The organism is Winslowiella arboricola, assembly GCF_025527015.1.
Classification (GTDB): domain Bacteria; phylum Pseudomonadota; class Gammaproteobacteria; order Enterobacterales; family Enterobacteriaceae; genus Erwinia; species Erwinia arboricola.
The window spans coordinates 462,418-487,618 of record NZ_JAODIM010000041.1 but is presented as its reverse complement, the minus strand read 5'-3'; the positions used below and the strand labels follow the sequence as shown (position 1 = coordinate 487,618).

Annotated in this window: 17 protein-coding genes; 13 read left to right on the top strand and 4 right to left on the bottom strand. The window is 55.1% G+C overall.

The annotated features are described in order from the left end of the window. Positions 1-96 precede the first annotated feature (96 nt). The 6 genes from murQ to N5923_RS13970 all read left to right on the top strand — a co-directional run bounded on the left by murQ (position 97) and on the right by N5923_RS13970 (position 14,593). Positions 97-1,005: an N-acetylmuramic acid 6-phosphate etherase gene (gene murQ / locus N5923_RS13995; protein WP_267140934.1), complete on the top strand. Its 909-nt coding sequence runs from the start codon at positions 97-99 to the stop codon at positions 1,003-1,005. Between the two features lie 2 nt (positions 1,006-1,007). Beyond that, entirely contained in the window at positions 1,008-2,432 is a 1,425-nt protein-coding gene (gene murP, locus N5923_RS13990) for a PTS N-acetylmuramic acid transporter subunit IIBC (protein ID WP_267140933.1), read from the top strand. Positions 2,433-2,872: 440 nt separating this feature from the next. Then, positions 2,873-9,076 carry an autotransporter outer membrane beta-barrel domain-containing protein gene (locus tag N5923_RS13985; RefSeq protein ID WP_267140932.1) on the top strand — a complete coding sequence of 2,068 codons (6,204 nt, stop codon included), beginning with the start codon at positions 2,873-2,875 and terminating at the stop codon, positions 9,074-9,076. 400 nt (positions 9,077-9,476) lie between these two features. Then, on the top strand, positions 9,477-11,192 hold the full coding sequence (locus N5923_RS13980; RefSeq protein WP_267145239.1) for a beta strand repeat-containing protein: 1,716 nt from the start codon (positions 9,477-9,479) through the stop codon (positions 11,190-11,192). Further along, positions 11,176-12,771, top strand: a complete 1,596-nt coding sequence (locus N5923_RS13975; protein ID WP_267145238.1) for an autotransporter family protein — start codon at positions 11,176-11,178, stop codon at positions 12,769-12,771. The genes N5923_RS13980 and N5923_RS13975 overlap by 17 nt, the downstream gene beginning before the upstream one ends. A 277-nt stretch (positions 12,772-13,048) precedes the next feature. Next, positions 13,049-14,593: a methyl-accepting chemotaxis protein gene (locus tag N5923_RS13970; RefSeq protein WP_267140930.1), complete on the top strand. Its 1,545-nt coding sequence runs from the start codon at positions 13,049-13,051 to the stop codon at positions 14,591-14,593. A gap of 117 nt (positions 14,594-14,710) precedes the next feature. Here the strand turns inward: N5923_RS13970 and N5923_RS13965 are convergent, their stop codons facing one another. Further along, on the bottom strand, positions 14,711-15,883 hold the full coding sequence (locus tag N5923_RS13965; RefSeq protein WP_267140929.1) for an ROK family transcriptional regulator: 1,173 nt from the start codon (positions 15,881-15,883) through the stop codon (positions 14,711-14,713). A 299-nt stretch (positions 15,884-16,182) separates the two neighbouring features. On the opposite strand from N5923_RS13965, the gene N5923_RS13960 reads away from it, so the two are divergent. From N5923_RS13960 to N5923_RS13935, 6 genes are all read left to right on the top strand, one after another. Further along, entirely contained in the window at positions 16,183-17,433 is a 1,251-nt protein-coding gene (locus N5923_RS13960) for an extracellular solute-binding protein (RefSeq protein WP_267140928.1), read from the top strand. Positions 17,434-17,442: 9 nt separating this feature from the next. After that, complete coding sequence (locus N5923_RS13955; RefSeq protein ID WP_267140927.1) at positions 17,443-18,351, top strand: carbohydrate ABC transporter permease; 909 nt, start codon at positions 17,443-17,445, stop codon at positions 18,349-18,351. Continuing rightward, entirely contained in the window at positions 18,341-19,180 is an 840-nt protein-coding gene (locus N5923_RS13950) for a carbohydrate ABC transporter permease (RefSeq protein WP_267140926.1), read from the top strand. Before N5923_RS13955 ends, N5923_RS13950 begins: the two co-directional genes overlap by 11 nt. A gap of 2 nt (positions 19,181-19,182) precedes the next feature. Next, the gene (locus N5923_RS13945) at positions 19,183-20,130 is read left to right on the top strand and encodes a carbohydrate kinase family protein (protein ID WP_267140925.1); all 948 of its coding nucleotides are present in this window, start codon (positions 19,183-19,185) and stop codon (positions 20,128-20,130) included. Positions 20,131-20,133: 3 nt separating this feature from the next. Next, the gene (locus N5923_RS13940) at positions 20,134-21,222 is read left to right on the top strand and encodes an ABC transporter ATP-binding protein (protein ID WP_267140924.1); all 1,089 of its coding nucleotides are present in this window, start codon (positions 20,134-20,136) and stop codon (positions 21,220-21,222) included. Between the two features lie 104 nt (positions 21,223-21,326). Next, a complete protein-coding gene (locus tag N5923_RS13935) occupies positions 21,327-21,974 on the top strand; it encodes a Qnr family pentapeptide repeat protein (RefSeq protein WP_267140923.1) in 648 nt (215 codons plus the stop codon). Positions 21,975-22,063: 89 nt separating this feature from the next. Here N5923_RS13935 and N5923_RS13930 read toward each other — a convergent pair whose 3' ends face one another. Together N5923_RS13930 and N5923_RS13925 are read right to left on the bottom strand one after the other, a co-directional pair. Next, positions 22,064-22,357: a type II toxin-antitoxin system RelE/ParE family toxin gene (locus N5923_RS13930; RefSeq protein ID WP_267140922.1), complete on the bottom strand. Its 294-nt coding sequence runs from the start codon at positions 22,355-22,357 to the stop codon at positions 22,064-22,066. Continuing rightward, positions 22,350-22,592, bottom strand: a complete 243-nt coding sequence (locus tag N5923_RS13925) for a type II toxin-antitoxin system ParD family antitoxin (RefSeq protein ID WP_267140921.1) — start codon at positions 22,590-22,592, stop codon at positions 22,350-22,352. The genes N5923_RS13930 and N5923_RS13925 overlap by 8 nt, the downstream gene beginning before the upstream one ends. A gap of 167 nt (positions 22,593-22,759) precedes the next feature. Here N5923_RS13925 and N5923_RS13920 point away from each other — a divergent pair, with 167 nt between their 5' ends. Next, positions 22,760-23,524 (top strand): AraC family transcriptional regulator, encoded by a 765-nt coding sequence (locus tag N5923_RS13920; protein WP_267140920.1) that lies wholly within the window; start codon positions 22,760-22,762, stop codon positions 23,522-23,524. Here the strand turns inward: N5923_RS13920 and leuA are convergent. Further along, entirely contained in the window at positions 23,506-25,197 is a 1,692-nt protein-coding gene (gene leuA, locus N5923_RS13915) for a 2-isopropylmalate synthase (protein WP_267140919.1), read from the bottom strand. The two genes, N5923_RS13920 and leuA, sit on opposite strands and share 19 nt — an antisense overlap. Positions 25,198-25,201: the final 4 nt, after the last annotated feature.

The window sequence follows — 25,201 nt, the reverse complement described above, 5'->3', positions numbered from 1 at the left end:
CCTGCCCGACACACTTCTTCTGGAATGAGTAATTCTTTTCATCATATAGTGTAAGGAATAAATTATTCCTGCCTGTCGATCCTGCCCGGAGCTGTTATGAAAATTGACCTGAACATTCTGATCACCGAAGGCCGTAATCCCGCCAGCGAAAATATTGATGAGCTGCCAACCGAAGCGATGCTGCGCGTTATTAATCATGAAGACCAGAAAGTGGCGCTGGCGGTAGAAGCCATCGTGCCGCAGATTGCCCGTGCGGTCGATGCAATTGCCGCCGCCTTTCAGCAGGGGGGACGTCTGATTTACTCCGGCGCTGGCACCTCGGGCCGGTTAGGGATTCTGGATGCAAGTGAGTGCCCGCCAACTTTTGGCACCCCGCGTGAGCAGGTCGTGGCGCTGATTGCTGGTGGTCACCAGGCCATTTTGCAGGCGGTGGAAAATGCCGAAGACAACCGTGAAATGGGCGTGGCCGATCTGCAGGCCATTAACTTTAGCGCGCAAGATGTGCTGGTGGGCATCGCCGCCAGTGGCCGTACCCCTTACGTGCTGGCGGCGCTGGAGTATGCGCGGCAGCTGGGCGCTACCACCGCTGCGCTGACCTGCAACCCGGATAGCGCGATGGCGCGCATCGCGGATATTGCGCTGACGCCGGTGGTCGGTCCGGAAGTGATCACCGGTTCATCACGGATGAAAGCGGGCACCGCGCAGAAGCTGGTGCTGAATATGCTGACCACCGGCGCGATGATCCGCAGCGGCAAAGTCTATAGCAATCTGATGGTGGACGTGGAAGCCACCAATAAGAAGCTGATTCAGCGTCAGGTAAATATTGTGTTGCAGGCCACCGGTTGCAGTGAACAGGAAGCGCAGCAGGCGCTTAGTGCCTGTGACGGCCACTGTAAGACTGCGATTCTGATGGTGCTGGCGCAGCTGTCAGCCAGCGAGGCGCGTGATCTGCTGCAACAGCATAATGGCTTTATTCGCCAGGCGTTGCCGCCAGAAGGGGTCTGATGATGGCAAAAATAACTGATGAGCTGATTCAGGCGATTTTGCAGGCGGTGGGTGGCGCGCCAAATGTGGCGCTATGTGGCAACTGTATGACGCGATTGCGTTTAACCCTGCGCGATCAAAGCCTGGTTCAGCAGGCAGAACTGAAGAGGCTGCCGGGTGTGCTGGGGGTGGTCAACAGTGACGACCAGCTACAGGTGATCCTTGGCCCGGGTAAAGCGCAAACTGCGGCGGAGATCATGAATCAACGGCTGCAAGCCACGCCGGACCTCAGGACGCTGGCGGCAAAGAATAAGCAGCAGCAGAAAGCCAGAAATAACAGCGCCGCTCATCAGTTTCTGGCGAAATTCGCCACCATTTTTACGCCACTGATCCCTGGTTTTATTGCAGCTGGTTTGCTGTCAGGCATCGCGACCTTGCTGGAACAACTTTTCCATCTTAATACCGCAGGCGAACATCACGCGCTGCTGGTGCAGGGCATCGGTTACATGAAAATTTTCAGCAAGGGGCTGTTTACCTTCCTGAGTATTTTGATTGGTTATAACGCGCAGAAAGCGTTTGGCGGCTCCGGGGTGAATGGCGCGATTATCGCCTCGCTGTTTTTACTCGGTTATCTTCCCGAGGCCAAAGTGGGTTACTACGCCGGTATCGATAACTTTTTCGGCATGGCTATCGATCCGCGCGGCAACATTATCGGCGTGCTGATGGCGTCAATTGCTGGCGCATGGATTGAACGACAAATCCGCCGCTGGATGCCGGATAATCTTGATATGATCCTCACTTCCATGCTGACGCTGCTGATCACCGGCGCCATTACCTTTATGGTGATTATGCCGCTCGGCGGCGAGCTGTTTAAAGGCATGTCGTGGCTGTTTCTCCATCTGAATGGCAATCCGTTTGGCTGCGCATTGCTGGCGGGGCTGTTCCTGCTGGCGGTGATGTTTGGTATTCATCAGGGCTTTATTCCGGTCTATTTTGCGCTGATGGAAGCGCAGGGCTTTAATTCGCTGTTTCCGATTCTGGCGATGGCGGGGGCCGGACAGGTGGGGGCGGCGCTGGCGCTCTATCTGCGGGCGGAAAAGACCTCAATGCTGCGCAGCCAGATCAAAGGGGCGATTATTCCCGGTTTTCTCGGTGTCGGTGAGCCGTTAATTTATGGCGTAACATTACCCAGAGTAAAACCCTTTATTACCGCCTGTATTGGCGGCGCGGCCGGTGGATTCTTCTTAGGGCTGGTGGCCTGGCTGGGATTACCGGTGGGATTAAATACCGTATTCGGTCCTTCTGGTCTGGTTTCATTACCGCTAATGACTTCAAATCAAGGTATTCTGGCCGGAATGGCAGTCTATACCGCAGGCATGATTGTAGCCTGGGTGGCAGGATTTATCGCGACCTGGTTATTTGGCTGCAAGGGTGTCGATCTCAGTTAAACGGAGTAGTTACCTCCATATTAATGGCGGTAACTATCGGATTGAATTGTGAACTTCAACACGGATTTAAACGGCAGCGAATGATTATATTTTGCTATACAACCCCTTCGGCCAGTGATGATTAAATTCAATTAAAACAGATAAGCTAATTTACGGCTGGTGTTAAATCACCATCAGCCGTTATTTATCCCCGGCGTCAGCATTGAATAACAGAGAATATGCTGTCAGTTTGCTGCGCTCATCAGGCGGTAAAGGGTTTATCTGTTGAAGTTGAGCACTGTAATCTGTTTTTATTTAAAGACTATTTTTGATTGTCATAAGCGTTAATTTTTAACAGCCGAAGGGCAGAATAAAACTTACCTTGCTATAAAGTTATTATTTCCTGCCTGAGTATTTTAGCTATTGATTGCCATAAAACACTCCTTGTTGCAGGGGGAATAATGATGCTTAAAGTAAATTCTCTGCTTTGCGCGCTAATTATCTTACATACCAGCTCCTTTATTACAGGCAATGTCCGGGCTGTGGTGCTGCAAAGTTTTAATCCCGTGGCGAATGATAATCTTACCGGTTCAGTGATCGTTTCTGGCACCTCGCAATCTTTAACCGGCAACCAGCAATTTACTGCGGGTGCCAGCGCCAGTCAGGATACAACGCTGAGCAATGTAAATATTACTTCGGGTGCGCAATTTCTTAATCAACCGCGTCTGGAGCCAGGGCCGCAAAACTTTGCGATTACGGTCCCCGATGCAGCCACCGGCGGAAATACCGTTTTTCAGGTGTATAACCCGGCTAACCTGGTCGCGCTGCCACCGGCGACGGGCAGCACTGTCGTACCGGATATTATCAATGTGGCTGATAATCAATATATTAATACGCAGATTGCCAGCGTCAGCAACGGCGGCACTCTGCTGGTCAATATTGGCAGCGGCACCGCCAGCAGTACTGCCAGCACCCATGCCTGGTCGATGGCCGCCAAGCAAAGCTCACTGTTTAATGTTGACGGCAGTAGCGGCACGCTCAGCACCCTGAACTGGGGCAACAATAACCGCATTACCTTTTTCGGCAAAGCAGCCACACCGGTAAGCGGTTCCCGGGCGCAGCTGAGTTATACCGTTGCCGATGTGGCGACGTTTAAAGGGGCATTTAGCGTGCAGACGCTGGATGGCAGCAGCACCGCTTTTAATGTGACCAGTGCCGCCGGGTTGAAAACCTATAATGACTGGCTGATTGAACAGCTACAGGCTGGCAGGCTGGATAAAGCGCGCTACCTCACCGAGTTTAATAGAGCCTTCAGCAAGGCTAACGGTAATATTTTTTACGATGTGACCGCTACCGCACCGGATGAGGCGACGCTGCCGATTGGCAATCGGGTGCTAATCAACGCCACCGGCGCCAATGCCCGCGTCAATGTTGCGGCCAGCAGAACGCTGGAGGTCTCCGGTGCCACCGCAGGTGCCATCCGCGCCACCGGGGGGGCGCAGGTGCGTATTGACGGAAAATTGTCCAGCCAGGGAGATGACACTGAAGGTATTACCGACAGTTCCGCCATCTGGCTTAACGGCAGCAGTGCGCTGAACTCTGCTACCGGGGTGATTAATGGCGGCTTTCTTAATCGTGCTGATACCAGCAACAGCGGCATTGGCCTGACCAGTTATAACGCCAATGGCGTCAGGCTGGCAGACGGCAGTGTTTTTACCAATAACGGGGTGCTGAATTTCGCCACCACCGGCAGCAACACCCCTTTCGGCGTGGCGGCGATTAATATCGGCGCCAGCTCGAATGCCAGTAACAGTGGCAATATTAACATTGGCATTAATGGTTCCAGCGCCACGGGGACCACTTCCGGCGTACTGCTTAACAGTAATACCTCCGCATTTACGAACTTCGCCGGCGGCACACTCTATATTGGCCGGGGGCCGCAAAATACGCTTAGTGAAACCGTCGCCGATACTGCGATGAATCAGAGCGGCCTGACCAGCGGTATTGCTGTGATTCAGCAGGGTAATGCGATCAATAACGGCAATATCGTGATTGGTTCACGGGCGCAAAACAGTGCCGGGATGTTTGTTAGCGGAGCAACAGGAGCCGTGGTGCGCAATCATCAAATTATTGATGTCAATGGCCGGGCAAGCAGTACGCCACGCGAAAACTACGGCATGCTGGTGGTGAATTCGGGTTCGGGCGATGCGATTTCCAATGACGGCACCATCAGTCTTAACGGTATCAATGGGATCGGGATAAAAGTCCTCGCCACCGGCAGCAACAGTGCCGGGGCTACCTCAACAGGTATCATTAATGTCGCAGGTGCCGCGGATCCGGCCAGCGGAACGCGCAACTTTGGCGTCTGGGTTGAAGGGCAGGGAAATGGCAACGCGGCGGCGACCATCGACGGACCGGTAAATCTGACCGGCAATGGCGCGATTGGCGTCCATGCGCGCGGCCGTGCGGTAGTTACCGTGGAGAGCGCCGCAGCACCCAGTTTTAGCCAGGGCAGCAATCAGATCGCCTTCTTTGCTTATGGCCCCAGTGCTGATATCAATGTGGCGGGTAATACTTTATTAAATGTGGCGACCAGCGGTTCTACGCTGTTTCGCGTTGAGGATGGCGCTGACTTCGACGGCACAGACCTCCTGCTGACCACCTCTGGCGCGAATGCTGTCGCCGTGCGCGGCAGCGGAACCGCCACTAACGTTGATACCCATAATGCCGATATGACGATCTCTGGCAATGGCGCGGTCGGCGCAATTATCGAAGGCGGGGCGACCGGGGTTATTGACACTGCTACCACGCTGACGCTGAGCGGCATCAATGCCATTGGCGCGATTGTTGATGGTCAAAAACAGTCCCTGAGCGGAACCAACAGCGGCACGCCGGTGGCCAGTACTTCACTGGTATCGGCAGCGGCGCTGGTCGCTGCGCAAAATGGCCTGACCGGCTATATCGCCCGTCAGCTTGGTCAGTTGACCAATTCCGGGGAGATCACGTTTAGCGGCGCTAACACTACCGGCATCCTGGCGCAAAGTGGCGCCACAGCCACCAACACCGGCAATATTACGGTCAGCAACGGTGGCAGCGGTATCCTGGTCAATAACGCCAGCCAGACCACTACGGCGAATAACCGCGGTGTGATTAACGCTAACGGCGGCAGCGTCACGGCGCGGACCCGGGCGGTTAGCGCCAGCGGGCCACTGGCAGTGGTGAATCTTAGCGCTGGCGCATTAAATCTGAACGGCGTGGGCGCGCTGGGCGCGCAGGCGATGAACGGAGCAAAAATTAACCTTGCAGCGGACGCTGCGCCGGTATTTCACAATAGCGATCAAATCGCATTTCACGCCTCAGGTGCCGGGTCGACGATCAACAGCGCCAGTGCCGATCTGGCTGTCAGCAGCGACAGATCTACTGGCTATCGCATTGATAACGGTGCGGTGGTCAACTTTAGCGGCGCTAACAGCATCACCAGCAGCGGAGCTGAAAGCACCGGCGTGATTGTCTCCGGCAGCGGCAGCAATCTGACCAGCGGCAACAGTGATTTGCTGGTAACAGGTTCAGGGAGTATCGGCATTCGCGTCGAGGGCGGCGGGACGGCCACCTTATCAGCGGATAGTGGCGTGACCATTAATGGTACGGATGGGGTTGGCGTATTAGTGAATAACTTACGCACTGATTTAGCCAATGCGTTAAACGGCGAGAACGCGGCGACTACGGTAACCAGCAGCGCCAACGTCGGGGGTAATGGTGCCAGTGCCACTGGTTTCGAGGTGGTCAACGGCGCCAGCTTAATTCAGCAGGGGATGCTGAAACTGGATGGTGACAACAGTACGGGAATTCGCAGTCGCTCGGCAGCCAGCATTATTAACCATGGCGTAGTGAATATTGCCAATGGTCGCGGTATTGATATCAGCGGCAGTGGCGCCACGCAGGTGCAGGGCGGAAGTCTGTTGGTTAACGACGGCATTGCCGGAGTGGTGGTCGGTAGCGAGGGGTTCCCCGCATTAAGCGATACCACCATCACCAGCGCCGGAAGCGCCCACGGTATTCTGCTTGATACCGGCGCTGGCGGGCTGACAGTTAGCAACACCAGCATTAATGTGCAGGGTGATGGCAATGGCCTGGAAAACAGAGCTGAAACCGGTGCGGTGACACTGGGCAATGTCGCGATTAATGTCGCCGGCGGTAACGGCATTCGTACCGCAGTCAGCTTAGATCCCAGCTCAACGGTGACCACCACGGTTAACGGTAGCGGCACCGGCCTGAACTTTATCCAACTGAACGATGCTGCGGCCACGGCGGATTTAATGCTGGGCGACGGCTGGCAGTTTACTGTTCAGGGCGCTGGCGCGAGCGGTATCCGCGCCAGTACCACCGGCACCGTTTATAACGCGGCGAAGGTCAGCGTTGTTAATCCATCGGGGGGGGCGGCGCTGGCGATCAGCAGCGCAAAAAGCGTAATAAATAGTGGAGTGCTGAGTTCACAAAGCACTGTCTCACCGGTGGTGGATTTTCGCGGGGGGAGCGCCGCAATCTTTGAGAACCACGCTACCATTGCCGCGCGCGCTGCGAATCGGCTGGCGGTAGCGGGCAGTGACGAGGACGATACCGTACGGCTGCTGGCAGGTGATATCCGTGGCGATATCGATACCGGTGACGGCAACGACATTGTGCAATGGGTTGGCGGCAGCTTAGACGGCAGCCTGACGCTGGCAGCCGGCGACACTAACCAGGCGTTGGTGCAGGGTATTGACCTCAGTACGACGGGGCATATCACCAGCGGTGAGGGCAGCGGTAATACCCTCAACCTGGCGGATATTGTCGCGCGTGGCGGATCCTTTACTGCGGACGATGCGGCGAAAGGTGTCAATCTGGGTAGCGGCTGGAGCACTGTTGCGTTTCAGCAGAGCCTGTGGACTTTGACCGATAAACTGCAGCTGGCGGGCAGTGAGGTCTATATCGACAGCGCATCAACGCTGTATGCCGGTGACGGTGTGCATCCGGTGATCGCCGGTGGCGCGGATAACGCGCTGACGTTGATCAATGACGGCATTATCGATCTCACTAACGGCAGCGGATCGCCCGGCAATAGCTTGTCGATCAACGGCGATCTGGTCTCTGGCGGTGGTCAGCTGAATCTGGTCACGCGCTTAAATGCAGGCGGGGCGCTGAACAACCAGTTTACCGACAACCTGCGGGTGACGGGGAACGCCAGTAGCGGCTCTACGCTGATCAATGTGGCGCTGGATGCGCTCAGTAGCGATGCGCTGACCGATCTTAACCATAACAGCAACATTGAATCTTATGAGGGGATTTCGCTGGCGCAGGTGGCGGGAAACGCCGATGCCGCCAGTTTTGTACTGGCAGGAGGCTCGCTGGCGGCAGGGCCATGGCGTTACCAGCTGTATAGCTTTGCACCGGGCGCCAGTGACGCCGATCAGCGCCGTGTCGCTGGTGGCGGCAATAATCAGTTCTGGGATTATCGCCTGGCCAACGTCTACCTCTGTGAAAATGATAATAGTTGTCCACCGCCAGCACAGCCCGGCCAGCCGACGCCAACCAATCCTCAGGCGCCGCCGGTGGCGGAGCAGCCTTCGCCTCCCGGCAGTCCGCGGCTGGATAATCCGCCGCCGGATGGCTGCGTGGTCGACGGGATTGATAGCTGCGCGCCAGGACGCCAGGCGGTTATCGCGCAGGTGCCTGCTTATATTTCTGCGCCCATCGGTCTGACGTACTACACCGCCGCAATCATTGACGATCTGCATAAGCGGCTGGGCGAGCTGCGCCAGCAGCAGACGCGTACGGATGGCAACGGTGCGGAGATGTTTGCCCGCTATATCGGCGCAGATCTCGATTATAAATCGAACGTCGGTTTCCGAAACTTTGGTTATGACCTCGATATCGATTACAGCGCGTTGCAGATTGGCGGCAACCTGCTGCGGCTGGAGGGAGAAGAGGACACTCTGCGCGGCGGTATTGCCTATATCCGGGGTAATACGCGTCTGCGTCCCAAAGCGGCAGATGGTGACAGCAGCACCCGTTTCGACAGCAACAGCGTTGCTCTGTATGGCACCTGGCAGCGGCAGAATGGCCTGTATGTTGACGGCGTGCTCTCTTTTGACTGGCATCGCGGTGAAACCGACACCGGCAGTAATAAAAATGTCGGCAGACCAAAAGGACGCGGCTGGAGCGCCTCGGTGGAGAGCGGTTATCCTGTTACCCTGCCTTATGACATCAAACTCGAACCGCAGGCGCAGTTGATCTATATGCGGTTAAATATGGACGACTTTACCGATAAGCAGGGCACTACGGTGAAATATGACCATGACGCCCAGACCGTGGGTCGCCTTGGCGCGCGTCTGGATCGCAGCTGGAGCGATAATGGTAACCGACAGTACACCCCGTATCTGCGCGCTAACTACTACCGTGGCTGGGGCGGTGCGACGAAAACCACCGTTGGCGCCACAGGCACGAACGCCTTCGACCATACCTTTACCGGTGGCCGTTTCGGGCAGATGGTTGAAGTGGGCGTCGGCGGCACCACCACCTTTAACAATGATCTTTCACTGTATGCGGAAGCGGATTACCGCAAAGCGATCGACAACAATGGCGCCAGAGGCTGGCGTTATAATATCGGCGTGCGCTGGCAATTTTAATTTAAGTCCAGTAAATATTTAATAGTTGTCTTGCTATTAATATTTTACAATTTCTTATTTTGATAAATAAATGTGAACTATATCGCGATATCGTTATTTGTTGTTCATTTGTGTATTTTTATGCGCTATTAATTTGGTTGATTGTAAAAATTTTTGTCTTGCTGGTAATGGCTGTATTTCTCTTTTAACTCAATTCTGCTTTTAAAGGTTGTTAAAAATACCTTCTCTTCAAGAAATAGATGAAGTGAATGTCGGGCCAATAAAAATAACCTGGCGCTGTCGTAATGTTTTGGGCGTGGTGGCGGGAATTATCTTGAGATGAAAATAATCATTCCCGACCACAAAACCATTCACTATTTTATTGATTAAAGGGAAAGTCCATAAAGCTGGAGGGATAATAATGTTTAAGTTAAATCCGGTTGTACGTGGGATAATCTCCTTTTGCGCGTCCTCTTATATTGTCGCTGCGGTTGCTGTCGAGTATACCAACCACGGCGTCAGTCCTGCTGACGTATTTACTGCGGAGGGTGAAGTTGTCGAGGTTAACGATGCAAACATCATTCCATATCGTATGGATGATGGCGCCCAACTGACTGTTACGGGGGCCGGCTCGCCTAATCTTATTCCTTCAAATTTTACGCTTAATGCCGGTGGCAGCACTGGCGTGATTATTTCTGGTCCTGGCAGTGTGCTTAATTCAGATTCTGCCGTGTATAACCTGGCAGGCGCGACAAGCAATGCTATCCGTGTTGAAGGAGGAGGCACGGCGACGCTGACCGACAGAACCAGTATCAATATTGATGGGGAACTCAGCACTGGCGTGTTAGTAAACAATGTCAGAACCGATCTGGCCAATATACCGATTAGTGGTTCGTCTGCTGCTACCCAGCTGACAAGTAGCGCGGCCATCGTCAGTTCGGCTGATGCTGCAAATGCTGCGGGCTACAGCGTGCAAAATGGCGCCAGTTTAATCTTAACGCCGCAAAGTCAGCTGATTATGCATGGTGAGGACAATATTGGTATCTCCATGACTAATGGCGGCAGTGTCACCAATAATGCGGCAATGACGATCGATAACGGTATCGGGCTGGATGTTAACGGCAGTGGCGCGGCACAGTTTCAGGGGGGAACGATTAATGTCGCTACCGGTGATGCTGGCGTGCGTGTCAGTGATGGCGGGCAACTGGCATTAAGCAATACCACCATTAACAGCTCCGGTACGGCAAACGGTGTCTGGCTGTTGCCGGACGCGGCGGGACTCACCGCCGTAAATACCCTTATCAATACTGACGGCAGTGGCGCTGGTTTTTATTTCAGCACTGAGGATGACTCTTTAACCGACGCTGATGTGATTGTGGCAAGCGGTTTGCAGATCAATGTGCAAGGCGAAGCAGGGCAAGGGATTAGCGCCAATACCACTGGCCGGATTGAGAACCATGCCAATGTGAATATCAATAATGCCGCTGGCGGTCCGGCACTGTTTAGCGCCAGCAGCGCGGAGGTATGGAATGACGGGCTGCTGCAATCGCAAAGCGCGTCAGCGCCGGTAGTGAATTTACTGACTGAAGCGCCCGTCAGCCTCGAAAACCATGGTGGTCTGGTATCCTTATCCACTGATGCGGATACGCTTCCGGTAGTCCTGATGTCCGGCACCGTCGCTGCACAGGTGGATAACTATGGCACTATTGCGGCAGCCGATCCTGGCTTACCAGCGATAGTCACCGGTGAGGGTAGCGATACGGTCAGCCTGCTTGATGGCGATGTGGTTGGTGATATTAATACGGGTGATGGCGACGATACAGTGCAGTGGACCGGGGGCAATTTAAACGGCAGCCTGACGCTGGGTGCCGGCGAGCGTAACCTGTCTCAGATACAAGGAGTTAATCTTGATACTACGCGCCATATCACCAGTGAGGCTGGTGAGGAAGGGAGCGATAATATCCTGATCCTCGAGTCACTTGATGGGCGTGGCGGCTCGTTTACGGCCGATGATCTCACCAAAGGGGTTAACCTTGGCGATGGCTGGAATACTATTTATTTTGTTAACAGCCAGTGGACGCTGACTGATGATCTGACGACGGCAGGCAGCGAAGTCAATATTGACTTCGCTGACTGATGATCTGACGACGGCAGGCAGCGAAGTCAATATTGACTCTGGCTCCACCCTGTTTGCCGGTAACAGTGTTAATCCATTTATTCACGCTGATATTAATAACTCAGGCACCATCGACTTAACCAACGGCAGCGGCTCTCCGGGCAATATCCTCTCGGTTGATGGCAATCTTAATTCGTCCGCCGGGGTAGTGAGATTGCAGACGCTTTTCAATCAGGGCGGCGCACTGAGCAACCAGTTCACCGATAACGTGCAGGTATTCGGCGATGCGACGGGAACCACCCTGCTCGATATCACTCCTGCAAGTCAGAGTTCGGGCGCCAGCACCGATACCAATGTTTCCGGTACCGCCGATAATAATGAAGGCATCTCAGTGGCGCAGGTCGTCGGGTCAGCAAATGCGAATAGTTTTGCCCTGCAGGGGGGGTATGCGGCAGTCGGGCCGTGGCGCTATGACTTATACAGCTTTGCGCCCGGCAGCAGCGATGCCAGTCAGTCGCGTATCACTGGCATTGGTAATCAGTTCTGGGATTACCGTCTGGCGAATAGCTTTATTAATGAAGATGGCAGTACCGGTGGTCCTGGCGGACGTCCGCAAGTGATCCCGCAGGTTCCTGCTTATATTTCCGCACCGCTTGGCCTCGCTTATTACAGCACCGCGATAGTCGACGATCTGCATAAACGGCTCGGTGAATTGCGCCGCCAGCAAGCATACCCGGCTAATCCAAATAATATTGGCGGTGAAATGTTCCTGCGCTATATCGGTTCCAATCTGGAGCATAAAACCAATCTCGACTTTACCAGCTTTGGTTATGACCTGGATATTGACTATAACGCGGTGCAGGTGGGCGGCAATGTCATCAGGCTGGATGGCGCAGCCGACAGTTTGCGCGGCGGCCTCGCTTATACTCTGGGGCACACCCGTTTAACGCCGCATGCCGTCGATGGCTTCAGTCGCACTTCATTCGACAGCAATAGCCTGTCGCTGTACGGCACCTGGTTGCGTGACAATGGTTTCTATGTTGATGGTTCGCTGTCACTGGACTGGCATCGTGGCGATACTGATATCAGCCGTGAGCGCAAAGTGGGCAAAATCAAAGCGCGTGGCTGGAGCACCTCAGTCGAAACTGGTTATCCGTTTAAGCTGCAGAATGATTTCCAGCTTGAACCTCAGGCGCAGATCACTTATTTGCGTCTGAATATGGATGATTTTACCGACCATGATGGCACCACGGTCAAATATGACAACTACAGTCAGACCATTGGCCGCCTGGGCGCGCGTCTGGATCGCAGCTGGAGCGATAATGGCGGACGCGAATACACCCCGTGGTTGCGCGTTAACTACTATAAAGGCTGGGGCGGGGCGACGAAGACCACGATAGGCACGGAGGCGGGCGGCAACAGTGTTGATTACACCTTTGACGGTGGTCGCTTTGGTCAGATGTGGGAAACTGGCGCAGGCGGCTCTGTGAGCTTTAAAGGGGGTCTGGCGCTGTATGCGGAAGCGGATTACCGTAAAGAGCTTGGCGACAGTGGTACTAAAGGCTGGCGCTATAGTGTCGGGCTGCGCGGGCAATTTTAACGTTTGATTTACTACCGGGCGGCAGGGCGGCTGCCCGGCAAACATTCATTTTATTTACTCTAAAGAGGATCTTAACAGAATTGGGTAACTCATTTGCTGGTTAATGATTACCCTGCGTGACAAATGGCTGCGCCACGCCTGAATCCATCCCTGTTAACCCCGTCACGAAATATTTGCCCTGCGTCACTAAAGTTCCGCTCTCCTCGCGCCGAAAATATAAAAAAACGTAATCGTTCGTTTTATTCAGGCCATGCTCACCCCCTAAAGGACTTAACCCATGCGTAACAACCAGCCCGTCACCCAGCAAGAGTATGTGTTTGATAACGATGCGACATTGATGTCCACTACCGACCTCAATAGCTACATTACCTACGCCAACGATGCGTTTATTGAGGTCAGTGGTTTTACACCGGAAGAGATTAACGGGCAGCCACACAATATGGTGCGCCACCCGGATATGCCACCGGAAGCCTTTGCCGATATGTGGTCAACGCTAAAACATGGCGAACCCTGGACCGCGCTGGTAAAAAACCGGCGTAAAAATGGCGATCACTATTGGGTGCGCGCCAATGCCATTCCGGTAGTGCGCAACGGTAAGGTGCATGGCTATATGTCGGTGCGCACCAAACCGACGGCGGAAGAGATACGGCAAACCGAGCAGCTCTATCGCGAGTTTCGTGAAGGACAGAGTAAAAACCGCCGTTTCCACAAAGGACTAATTGTGCGAACCGGCATCATGAGCTGGCGTTCGGTGTTTAAAACCCTGCCGCTACGCTGGCGCATTCGCAGCACTATGATGACACTGTTGCCGGTAAGCGTGATTGGCGTCTGGCTGCTGGGTATTGCTGACGCTCAGGTGGCGGCATTTACCGCCGGGATGGCGCTGCTGTTGCTGCTGGCCGGTAGCTGGCTGGAGTACCAGATTTCACGCCCTATCGAACGGGTCTGTCAGCAGGCGCTTAGCGTCGCCACCGGCACCAGCCATAAAGTTGATCAGATGGATCGTGTCGATGAAGTAGGCATGACGCTGCGCGCGATTGGCCAGCTGGGACTGATGTTCCGCTGGCTGGTGGATGATGTCAGCGGTCAGGCAATCAATGTGCTTAGCGCCAGTGATGCGATTGCGCAGGGCAATAACGATCTCAGCCGTCGTACCGAGCAGGCGGCGGCCAATGTCCAGCAGACCGCGGCAACCATGAATGAAATGACCGCCACCGTTAAGAGCAACACTGAAACCGCGGCGCAGGTAAATAGCCTGTCGATGTCGACCAGTACCGCAGCAGTGGCGGGTGGCAAAGCGATGAGCGATATGGTCACGATGATGGCGGAAATTACTGACAGTTCGAAGAAGATTGCCAATATTACCAGCGTAATCGACGGCATTGCCTTCCAGACCAATATTCTGGCGTTAAATGCGGCGGTTGAAGCGGCGCGCGCCGGTGAGCAGGGGAAAGGTTTTGCGGTGGTCGCCGGTGAAGTGCGCAGTCTGGCGCAGCGAAGCGCCAGTGCTGCCAGCGAAATCAAAACCCTGGTGGAAACCAGTGAAACACGGGTAAGAGTCGGCACCGAACATGTTAACGACGCGGGTAAAACCATGGAGAGCATTGTTTCGCAGGTGCAGAATGTCACCGGATTGATTTCGCAAATCAGTTCCGCCACCGCTGAACAGGCGACAGCGCTGTCTGAAGTGAGCCTGGCGGTAGAAGATCTGGATAATATTACCCACCAGAACGCCGCCCGAGTGCAGGAAGGGGCTGAAGCTTCCGATCGTATGTCGCGTCAGGCCACCCGGCTGGTTGAGGCGATTAGCGTATTTCGTTAAACCTTGTAGGGGAGCCGTTATCGGCTCCCGCATAGTGCAAATTATTAGCACGGGCGGCGAGAACGCCGCATTTGATTTTTGTGCAAAATAGCAGCACGGGCGGCGAGAACGCCGCCCCTACTTGAGAAGGACGTTATATTGCGGATTAAATTCATCAAAAATCGGCAGGGCGGCGGCGCCCAGCGCGGCGGTATCGCTACCAGTCATCCCCATTTTTACCCGCATATCGTCCAGATAACGGCTGCGCACTGATTTGTGCAGCGGGAACAGGCGCTTAACTATTTTCTGTAGTAACGGCTGCGGCATCATGCCGCCAATAATTACCGTCTCGGCATCGAAAATACACTCGATCATATTGATCGCGCGGCGCAACGGCGGCAATACACTGAGGATCCAGTTATCAAACAGATCCTCATCCACCGCCAGCAGATCGTCAGGCAGCGCGGTCATCGGATCGAGGCCGCAATGCTCATAGGCTGCCTGCAGCGATACATAGCGCTCAAGACAGCCATGATTGCCGCAGTAGCACTCGCGGCCATCATGCTCAATCACAATATGCCCCACTTCCCCGGCGTTGTGCGCATGGCCGGTATAGATATGGCCGTCGGCAAAAATCCCGGCGCCAAGGCCGGTGCCAATATAGAGATAAACAAACGAGTTTAGCTGGCGCGCAACACCATGAAAACGTTCACCAATTGCCGCTACCGTGGCATCATTTTCCAGCGTCACCGGCAATCCGCTGGCATGATTCAGATGGGCGACGACATCGACATTCTCCCAGCCGTGCAGGGTAGTCGGACCCAGTGACGAGAGACCTTCGACGCCAAACGGCCCGGGCATTACCACGCCAATACCCAGCACTTTGCGCCAGTTTGCCGCCAGCTGCTGTTTGATCTCCTCCAGCAGCCTGACGATTAGCGCCAGCGTTGCACCTGGCTGGGGCTTTTGCACCATCACAAGGCGGCGAAAATGGATCTCACCGGTAAGATCAACCAGCACCATCAACAGGGTTTGATGATCGAGATGAATACCGATCGACCAGGCGCTGGCGGGATTGAGGGTGATCGGGATCGCCGGTTGGCCGCGCCCGCTGACTTTACGCGGCGAGTGCGACGACAGGATATCCGCCTGCTGCAATTCGGCGACAATATTGGACACTGTTTGCGGCGTCAGGGCGGTTAAACGCGCCAGTTCCGCGCGCGTCAGTTCTCCGTTAAGCCTGATAGCCTCAATGATGACGCGTCGGTTATGGGCGCGTGCATGTTCCAGATTGGTTCCCGAAGTTCCCATTAATGATTTCCCTGCTTACGCGCTGCTTTGCGTTCAGTATGTGATCGCGCTTACGGTCGGGCAAACGAATTCTTGATCACCACCGCAATTCCACGCGGATTAATTGGGCAAATACGCATCAGCATGCAAAGTTAATTTATGCAGCTGACGATGCCCGATAAATAAACTGGCACGCAGCTTGCTTATCACCTGTACAGGCGCTGAGGCTGTCAATGTGCTGCGCTTATTTTACCCTCCATTAAATCAATCAAATTGATTTAATAAATCGCCAACTATCGCAGCGTTACCGGAGAGAGAGAATGAAAAGTCGATTTACCCCACGCCTGACGGCTTGCATGCTGGCGCTGATCGCCGCGAGCGCTTCGACACAGGTCTTCGCTAAAACCGCGATCAACGCGCTGTTTATGACCCAGGCGGCTTACAGCGAAAACGATATTCGCGCCATGACCAGCGACTTTGAAAAGCAGAACCCCGATATCAGCGTTAACCTGGAATTCGTCCCTTATGAAGCGCTGCACGACAAAATCGTCGCGGCGCGCGGTGCGGGCAGCAAAGGCTATGACGTCGTGCTGTTCGACGCCATCTGGCCGGCTGAATTTACTAAATTCGATCTGCTGCAGGATGTCTCGGCGCGTATCAAGCCGGAAGAGAAAGAGAAAGTGTTCGCCGGTGCGATGAATACCGTGGTGTACAAAGGTAAAACCCTCGGTATGCCGTGGATCCTTGATACCAAATATCTCTATTACAACAAAGCGATGCTGGCCAAAGCCGGGATTACCACGCCGCCGCAAAGCTGGCAGCAGGTGATGGAGCAGTCGGAACTGCTGAAGCAGAAGGGCATTGTGAAGTATCCGCTGGTGTGGAGCTGGTCGCAGGCGGAAGCGCTGATCTGCGACTACACCACGCTGGTATCGGCGTTTGGTGGTGAGTTTTATCAGAACGGTAAGCTGAACTTTAGCAGCCCGGCCTCGATGAAAGCGGTCAGCTATATGAAGACGTCGCTGGATAAAGGCGTCACCAACCCGAACTCCCGTGAATATCTGGAAGAAGATGTGCGTAAAGCCTTCTCCAATGGCGATGCGGCATTCGCGCTGAACTGGACCTATATGTACAACATGGCCAATGATGCTAAACAGAGCAAAGTAGCGGGTGATGTCGGTATCGTACCCGCGCCAGGTGACGCGCCGGGCAAAGCGTCGGCGGTCAATGGCTCGATGGGATTAGGTATTGCCAAAGCCAGCGAACATGCAGATCAGTCATGGCAATTTATCAGCTATATCACTTCGCAGCCGGTGCAGGATAAATATTCGCGTCTGAGTCTGCCGATCTGGAAAAGCTCGTATGACGATCCGGCAGTGCAAAAAGGGCAGGAAGAGCTGATTGCCGCAGCGAAAAAATCACTGAATGTGATGCTGTCGCGCCCGGAAACGGCGGATTATTCGCGTCTGTCGAACACACTGCAACAACAGCTTCAGCAGATCCTGCAGGGCCAGGTGACGCCGGAAGCCGGTATGCAGGCCGCGACCAAAAGTGCGGAGCGTTTGCGCTAAGGAAACACGATGCTGAGTTTGTCACAACGCGAGCATCGTCAGGCATGGGTGCTGTTAGTGCCCATGCTGATTGTGATGTTTTTGCTTACCGCCTGGCCGCTGGGGCGTACCATCTGGCTGAGCTTTACCGACGCGGCGCTGATTGGCAGCGGCGCTTCACCGCAATATATCGGTTTTGAAAACTATCTTTATGCCTTAACCGATGCCGATTTTCAGGCGTCGATCCTGCGCACGCTGTACTTTACCGTGGTTTCGGTCGCCATCGAGGGGGTGATCGGCGTGCTGGTGGCGCTGTTGCTCAATCAGAAATTCTATGGCCGCAATCTGCTGCGCGTGCTGGTGATTTTACCGTGGGCGCTGCCAACCATCGTCAATGCAATGATGTGGCGCCTTAACTTTAACCCCGATTACGGCAGCATTAACGCCATGCTGACGCAACTGGGGATTATCGACGGCTATCGCAGCTGGCTGGGTTCACCGGATTCGGCGCTGAATGCGGTGATGCTGGCCGATATCTGGAAGAACTATCCGCTGGTGACGTTGCTGGTGCTGGCGGCGTTGCAGTCGATTCCTGAGGACCTGTTTGAAGCCGCCCGGCTGGATGGCGCTTCGGCGTGGCGTCGTTTCCGCGCCATCACTTTTCCGGCCATCGTCGCCCCGTTAAGTGTGGCGCTGGTATTGCGCACCATTGATGCGTTAAAGATTTTCGACATCATCTATGTGATGACGCGCGGTGGCCCGGTCGACAGTACCAAAACCCTCAGCTTCTTTGTCTATCAGGAGTCGTTCAGCTATCTGCGCGCCGGTAGCGGTGCAGCTTACGCGATCCTGATGACCCTGATGTGTGCGGTGCTGATCGCTATCTATATGACCATGCTGCTGCGCCAGCGCCGCCGGAGTACCGCTGATGAAACGTAAAATCCGTACGCTGTTGCGTTATGCCGCGGCGCTGCTGGTGGCCGCCTCAATTCTCGGGCCGATGCTGTGGCTGTTTCTGATGAGCGTCAGTTCAGGCAGCGACCTCACCCGTATTCCGCTTGAATGGCTGCCGCGTCAGTGGGACTTCAGCCGTTACGCGCAGCTGGTGTCGCTGGATGCCGATCAGCCTGGCGCGCTGTTCCTGCATGCGCTGTGGAACAGCCTGCTGGTGGCGACCGGCGCGACGGCGATTTCGCTGCTGCTGGCGATCCCGGCGGCATTCAGTTTCTCGCGCTATCCGGGCCGCGATGGCTGGCTGTTCGGCAGCCTGGCGATCTATATGGTGCCGCCGGTAGCCTTTGTGTTGCCGCTCTACTTTGTGCTGCAACAGCTGAGTCTGCTTAATACCCATCTTGGGCTGGTGCTGGTCTACTGCTCGTTAATCCTGCCGTTTCTTACCTGGATGCTGAAAAACCAGTTCGATGCCTTACCGCTGGATATTGAACAGGCGGCGCGGCTCGATGGTTTACGCGTCTGGCAGGTGCTGCTGCGTATTACGCTGCCGCTGGCGAAGCCGGTGCTGGGGGCTTCGGCGCTGTTTGGCTGGTTGCTGGCATGGGATGAATTTTTCTACGCGCTGCTGTTTACCAGCAATATTCAGGCGCAAACCTTGCCGGTGACGATTGCCGGTTTCACCGCCGGACGCGCTACCGATGACGGACTGATTGCCGCCGTCGGTATTCTGGCGTCGGTTCCACCACTGTTTATCGCCATCTGGTTACAGAAAACGCTGGTTAGCGGTCTGGCCAGCGGCGGCAGTAAGGGTTAAGCATGGACAGAGCAATTAACGCCACGCTGTATGTGGTGGGCAATATTAATGTCGATTTAATTATGAGCACGTTGCACCACTGGCCTGCGCCGGGTACGGAAACCATGCTGGAACACAGCGAGCTGCGCCCCGGTGGCTCCGCCGGTAACTGTGCGCTGGCGCTGGACGCGATGCATGTTCCGCATCGCGCCGTCGCCAGTCAGGGCTGCGATGGTTTCGCCAGCTGGCTGGCGGGCTATTTTACCGATAGCGCCGCGCACTGGCCGCGCTATCAGTGTGAAACGTCGCTGACGGTGGCGGTGACGCACCCCGATAAAGAGCGTTCATTTATCAGCAATCAGGGCCATATCGTGCGTCTGACAGCGGAAGATGTGTTGCAGCAACTGCCATTGCGCGCTCAGCCCGGCGATACCGTGCTGTTATGCGGCACCTTTCTTTGCACCACCCTGTTTGCCGCTTATCCACAGCTGTTAGCCACGCTGCAACAACGCGGGTTTGTGGTGGCGGTGGACACCGGCTGGCCGCCGCAGGGGTGGAGTGATGAATTGCGCCAGCAGCTTCAGATCTGGTTAACGGATTGCGATTATCTGCTGCTGAATGAGGTGGAAACCCTTGGTTTTGCCGGTCTGCCGACGCTGGAAGCCAGCGCCCGGGCGCTGGCGGCCCAGCTGAGTGGTAACGGCGCCTGCGTGGTGAAGTGCGGCAGTGATGGCGCGCAGCTGTGGCAACCGGATCACCATCTGCAGGCGGCGGCGCGTGCTGTCGGGGTGATTGACACCATCGGCGCCGGTGACAGCTTTAACGCCGGATTTCTTAGTGCGCTGCTGTGCGGTGAACCGCATCAGCTGGCGCTGCAATGGGGCATTGAAGTGGCGGCCCATGCGATTAGCAGCTCACCGCGCCACTATCCTGACTGGCAGACCCTGCAACAACGAATTAAGGAGTGCTGAGCCATGGCCAGCGTAGAACTTGTAAAAGTAGCCAAGCGCTATGGCAAACAGACGGTGCTGAATCCGCTGGATCTCACCATCCCTGACGGCAGTTTCACCGTATTAGTCGGACCTTCCGGCTGCGGAAAATCGACATTATTACGTCTGCTGGCCGGGCTGGAGACGCTTTCCGCTGGCGCGATCCTGATGGATAACCGGCAGATCAACGATCTTGATCCGGCGGATCGCGATATAGCGATGGTATTCCAGAGCTATGCGCTCTATCCGCATTTAACCGTGGCGGAAAACCTGGCGTTTCATATGCAGGTCAGGAAGATCAAACGCGACGAGCAGCAAACCAGGGTCGCGCGTATTGCCGCGATCCTTGGCATAGATAAGCTGCTTGGCCGCTATCCGCGCGCACTCTCCGGCGGCCAGCGTCAGCGCGTGGCAATGGGACGGGCGATGGTGCGTAATCCGCAGGTATTTCTGTTTGATGAACCGTTATCCAATCTGGATGCTCAGTTGCGTATGGAGCTGCGCGCCGAGATCAAATCGCTGCATCAGCGCTTTAAAACCACCATGGTGTATGTCACCCACGATCAGGTTGAGGCGATGACGCTGGCGGATCAGATCGTGGTGATGCGCGACGGGGCGATCGTTCAGCAAGGTGCGCCGCTGGCGATCTACGATCGTCCGGTCAATACCTTTGTTGCGCGTTTTATTGGATCGCCGCCGATGAACCTGCTGGAAGGCACGCTGGTGAACCACGGCGGACAACCCGGCGTCAGCTGCGGTGAGCTGTGGTTTGCGTTGCCAGAAAAGTGGCATGCCGCCGCTGCTGCGCAGGGTGATAAAGCGGTGATTATCGGCATCCGGCCACACGATTTTATCCTGGACAGTCGGATTGGCGATCTGCCCGCCGCCACCTTAAACATTGCCGAGGTGACCGGTGAATCAAGCCTGCTGCATCTGGACTGGCGCGGCTTTGCGCTGCATGTGCAGTGTGCCGGACGGGTGGCGACGCAGCCGGGAGAATTGCTGAACTTAGCGATTAAAGCGGAAAAAATACATCTGTTTGATGCCGCCAGTGGCCAGCGTTTAATTGATTAATGGCTAATCGCCTGGCAGTACGTGCGCTGCCAGATTAATTTCATTGCATCTCCGCCAGCGCCTCGCTACCATCGAAATAACTGGTTAAAATTACAGGTATTATGATGGCGAAGTTGCTGCTGCGTGATGAAAAAATTGAACGTAATCGTTTTAGCGGTGAAAAGATTGCCGATGCGGTTTTTATTAACTGTGATTTTTCCTCAGCCGATCTGACGGATACGCAGTTTACCGATTCGCAGTTTTATCATCGCGACAGTGAGCTGGGTTGCAACTTCAGTCGGGCAATGCTGAAAGACGCCAGTTTTACCCGCTGCGATCTGTCGATGAGCAACTTCAGCTATGCCAATTTGCTGGGCGTTGAGATCCGTGAATCGATGTTGCAGGGTGCGGATTTTCGCAACGCCAGCTTTATGAATCTGATTGCGCCAAAAGTGTGGTTTTGCAGCGCGTATATTACGAAGAGCAATCTGAGCTACGCCAATTTTGCCAATGTGGTGCTGGAAAAATGTGAGCTGTGGGAAAACCGCTGGACGGGAACCCAGGTGTCGGGCGCCAAATTTAGCGGTTCCGATCTTTCGGGCGGCGAGTTCGCCTCCTTTGACTGGCGCACGCTGGATGTCACTTGCTGCGATCTGACCGGTTCCGCGCTCGGCGAACTGGATATCCGCCATGTTGATCTGCAAGGGGTGAAATTAGACAGCCTGCAGGCGGCGGAATTAATGGAACGTCTTGGGATTATGGTGATGGGGTAGAGGCTGCTATCCAGACGGGAGCCGATAACGGCTCCCCTACGGTTTTTTCAGATATCTGTGCCGTAGGGGCGGTGTTCTCGCCGCCAGAGCTAAAGCCCCGGCAAATGACGCCATGGATCCATTTGCTGGTGAAGAATGCGGATAATGAAAGTGTCATATTGTCGCAGACGATAAAATATAGCGTGTCTGGCGTACTCATAGCGTAACAAACCAACACCCAGCTCTGGTTGTTCACGCCCCATACGGGGCATTTCTGCAAGCCGGTTCAGGCATTTGTCCATCTCTTCAGTATACCTGTCTGCCTGCTTTTCACCGAAATTCAGCAACGTGTAGTCATAAATGGCGGCGAAATCATCCGCAGCCAGCACCGACAGTTTATACATTGCGTGAACGCTTCCTTTGTTCAGCGATTTCTTTAAGCGTCAGCGAACTTTCACCACTACGCTCACCCTGTAAAATGGCCTCTTTCAAGAGGATATGGCGCTGCTCTTGCTGTTCCAAAAGGCGCAAAGCGGAGCGCATCACTTCACTTACAGAACCGTAGCGTCCATCCTGGATAAGGCTGGTCACGAAAGCGTCCAGCTGTTCGCCTATGGTTACGCTGGTTGTTCTAGCCATCATTTCTCCCGAAATGGAATGTGTTATCTATTCACACAAAACTATAGCTCATCTTTTATTCATATTCGAGAGGTCATTACTTTATTATCTTACACACAAACCCCGCCCCCCGGCAGCCTGAGACTTTTATGCTATTGTTAAAATTGATGGTTTTTGGCTGAGCATTCATGACAACCACAGTAGATTTTTCTTTCGCCTCGCGATCTTTAATCCCTTACGCCCAGGACTATCTGCATGGTGCTTATGAGCCAATGCATCAGCATAACTGCGCCCAGCTGATTCATACGCTGAGCGGCGTGGTGCGGGTAGAAACCGCGCAGGGGAACTGGATTGTGCCGCCAGGCCGCGGCGTCTGGCTACCTGCGGGCACCGAACATGCCTTACAGATTACCGGTCAGGTCGCCGCACGGACGCTATTTATCGATTCACTGGCGCGGGCGGATTTACCGGCCAGCTGCCGGGTGGTGCAGGTCTCTCCGCTGCTGCGTGAACTGATTATTAATGCGCTGGATCTGCCGGAAAGCTATCAGCCCAATAGTCGCGCTGAGCGTATCTATGAACTGATCCTTGATGAGATTCGGGTGATGTCGGAGTTGCCGTTTTATCTGCCGCAACCGCAAAGCGTCAGATTAATGCAGCTGTGTCAGCAGGTGCGCATTCTGCCGGGCGAAAGCTGGTCGCTGGAGCAGGCTGCCGACCGCCTGAATATCAGCAGCCGCACTCTGTCGCGCCATTTTAAGCGCGAAACCGGCTTGCAGTTTAGCGACTGGGTAAGACGCGCCAGGCTGCTGTCAGCCCTGACGCGTCTGGCGCAGGGGGAATCGGTGCTGCGGGTTTCGCTCGATCTCGGCTACGAAAGCCATAGCGCTTTTAGCGCCATGTTTCGTCGTATCCTCGGCGTCTCGCCCAGCGACTATTTCCCGCTAAAGTAGTTCTGCTGTTGCAGGTGGCTGCTGAGCGCATTTAGCAGCGCCTGCAATGACGCGCGCGCCACATCGCTGTCGATCCCCACGCCCCAGGTCGCCTGATTATCGGCAAAGGTGCAGCGGATATAGGCCACCGAGCGGCTGTCGCTACGCTGTCCGAGGGTATGTTCATGGTAGTCCTGAATTGATAACGGCAGATCGAACGCCTGACGCAGCGCCTCTGTCGCACCGGACAGCAGGCCATTGCCCTGGCCCTGGATGGTTTTCCGCTGCTCAGCCATCAGCAGTTCAGCGCGAAACTTCAGCTGGCCGTTAGCCTGGCTCTGGCTGCTGTATTCACCCAGCGCCAGCGGCATCGGGTCGCGCAGACCATAAGCTTCACGGAACAGCTGCCAGATACTGGCTTGCGTCATCTCTTTGCCGTGGCCATCGGTCTGCTCCTGTACCCGGCGGCTAAAGTCCTGTTGCAGGGTACGCGGTAGCGCTAAACCGTGGTTTTGCTCAATCATCCACGCGGCGCCGCTTTTGCCGGACTGGCTGTTAACGCGGATCACCGCCTCATAGCTGCAGCCAATATCGGCCGGGTCGAGAGGCAGATAGGGAACTTCCCACAGCGCGTCCTGCTGCTGCTGGCGGGCGGCAAAGCCCTTTTTAATCGCATCCTGATGCGAGCCGGAGAAAGCGGTAAATACCAGTTCACCGGCATACGGATGGCGCGGATGGACCGGTAGCTGATTGCACTGCTCCACCACATCGACAACCTGTTTGATCTGGCTGAAATCGAGATTCGGCGGCACGCCCTGGGTATAGAGATTCAGCGCCAGCGTCACCAGGTCGACATTGCCGGTGCGCTCGCCGTTGCCAAACAGGCAACCTTCAACGCGATCGGCGCCAGCCAGCAGCGCCAGTTCGGCGCAGGCGATACCGGTGCCGCGGTCGTTATGCGGATGGACGCTGATACAGACCTGCGCACGCTGCGAAAAGCGGCGGCAGAAAGTCTCAATCTGGTCGGCGTAAACATTCGGCGTGCTGACTTCGACGGTGGCGGGTAAATTGATAATCATCGGACGTTCGGCGCACGGCTGCCAGATTTCCGCTACCGCCTCACAGATTTCAACGGCGAAATCGAGCTCAGTAAAACAGAAGGTTTCCGGTGAATATTCAAAGGTCCAGTTGGTCTCCGGCTGCGCGGCGCACTGCTGACGAATCTGCTTGGTTGCGCTGACCGCCAGCTGGATAATTTCCTGTTTGCTCTGACGGAACACCAGGCGGCGGAACACCGGTGCGGTGGCGTTATACAGATGCAATGTGGCATTTTTTGCCCCTTGCAGTGCGGCAAAAGTGCGTTCAATCAGGTCGGTACGCGCCTGGGTCAGTACCTGAATCGACACATCTTCCGGGATGCGTTGCTCTTCAATCAGCTGACGCACAAAATTGAAATCGGTTTGTGAAGCGGAGGGGAACGCCACTTCGATCTCTTTAAAGCCACATTGTAACAGCAGATCCCAGAACAGCAGCTTACGCGCGCTGTCCATCGGCTCCGCCAGCGCCTGGTTGCCGTCACGCAGATCGGTGGAGAGCCAGCGTGGCGCCTGGGTCAGTGTGTTATCAGGCCACTGGCGTGCATCCAGTTTCACCGGGGGGAAAGGACGATATTTTCCTGCGGGTTGCGTCAGCATAGGG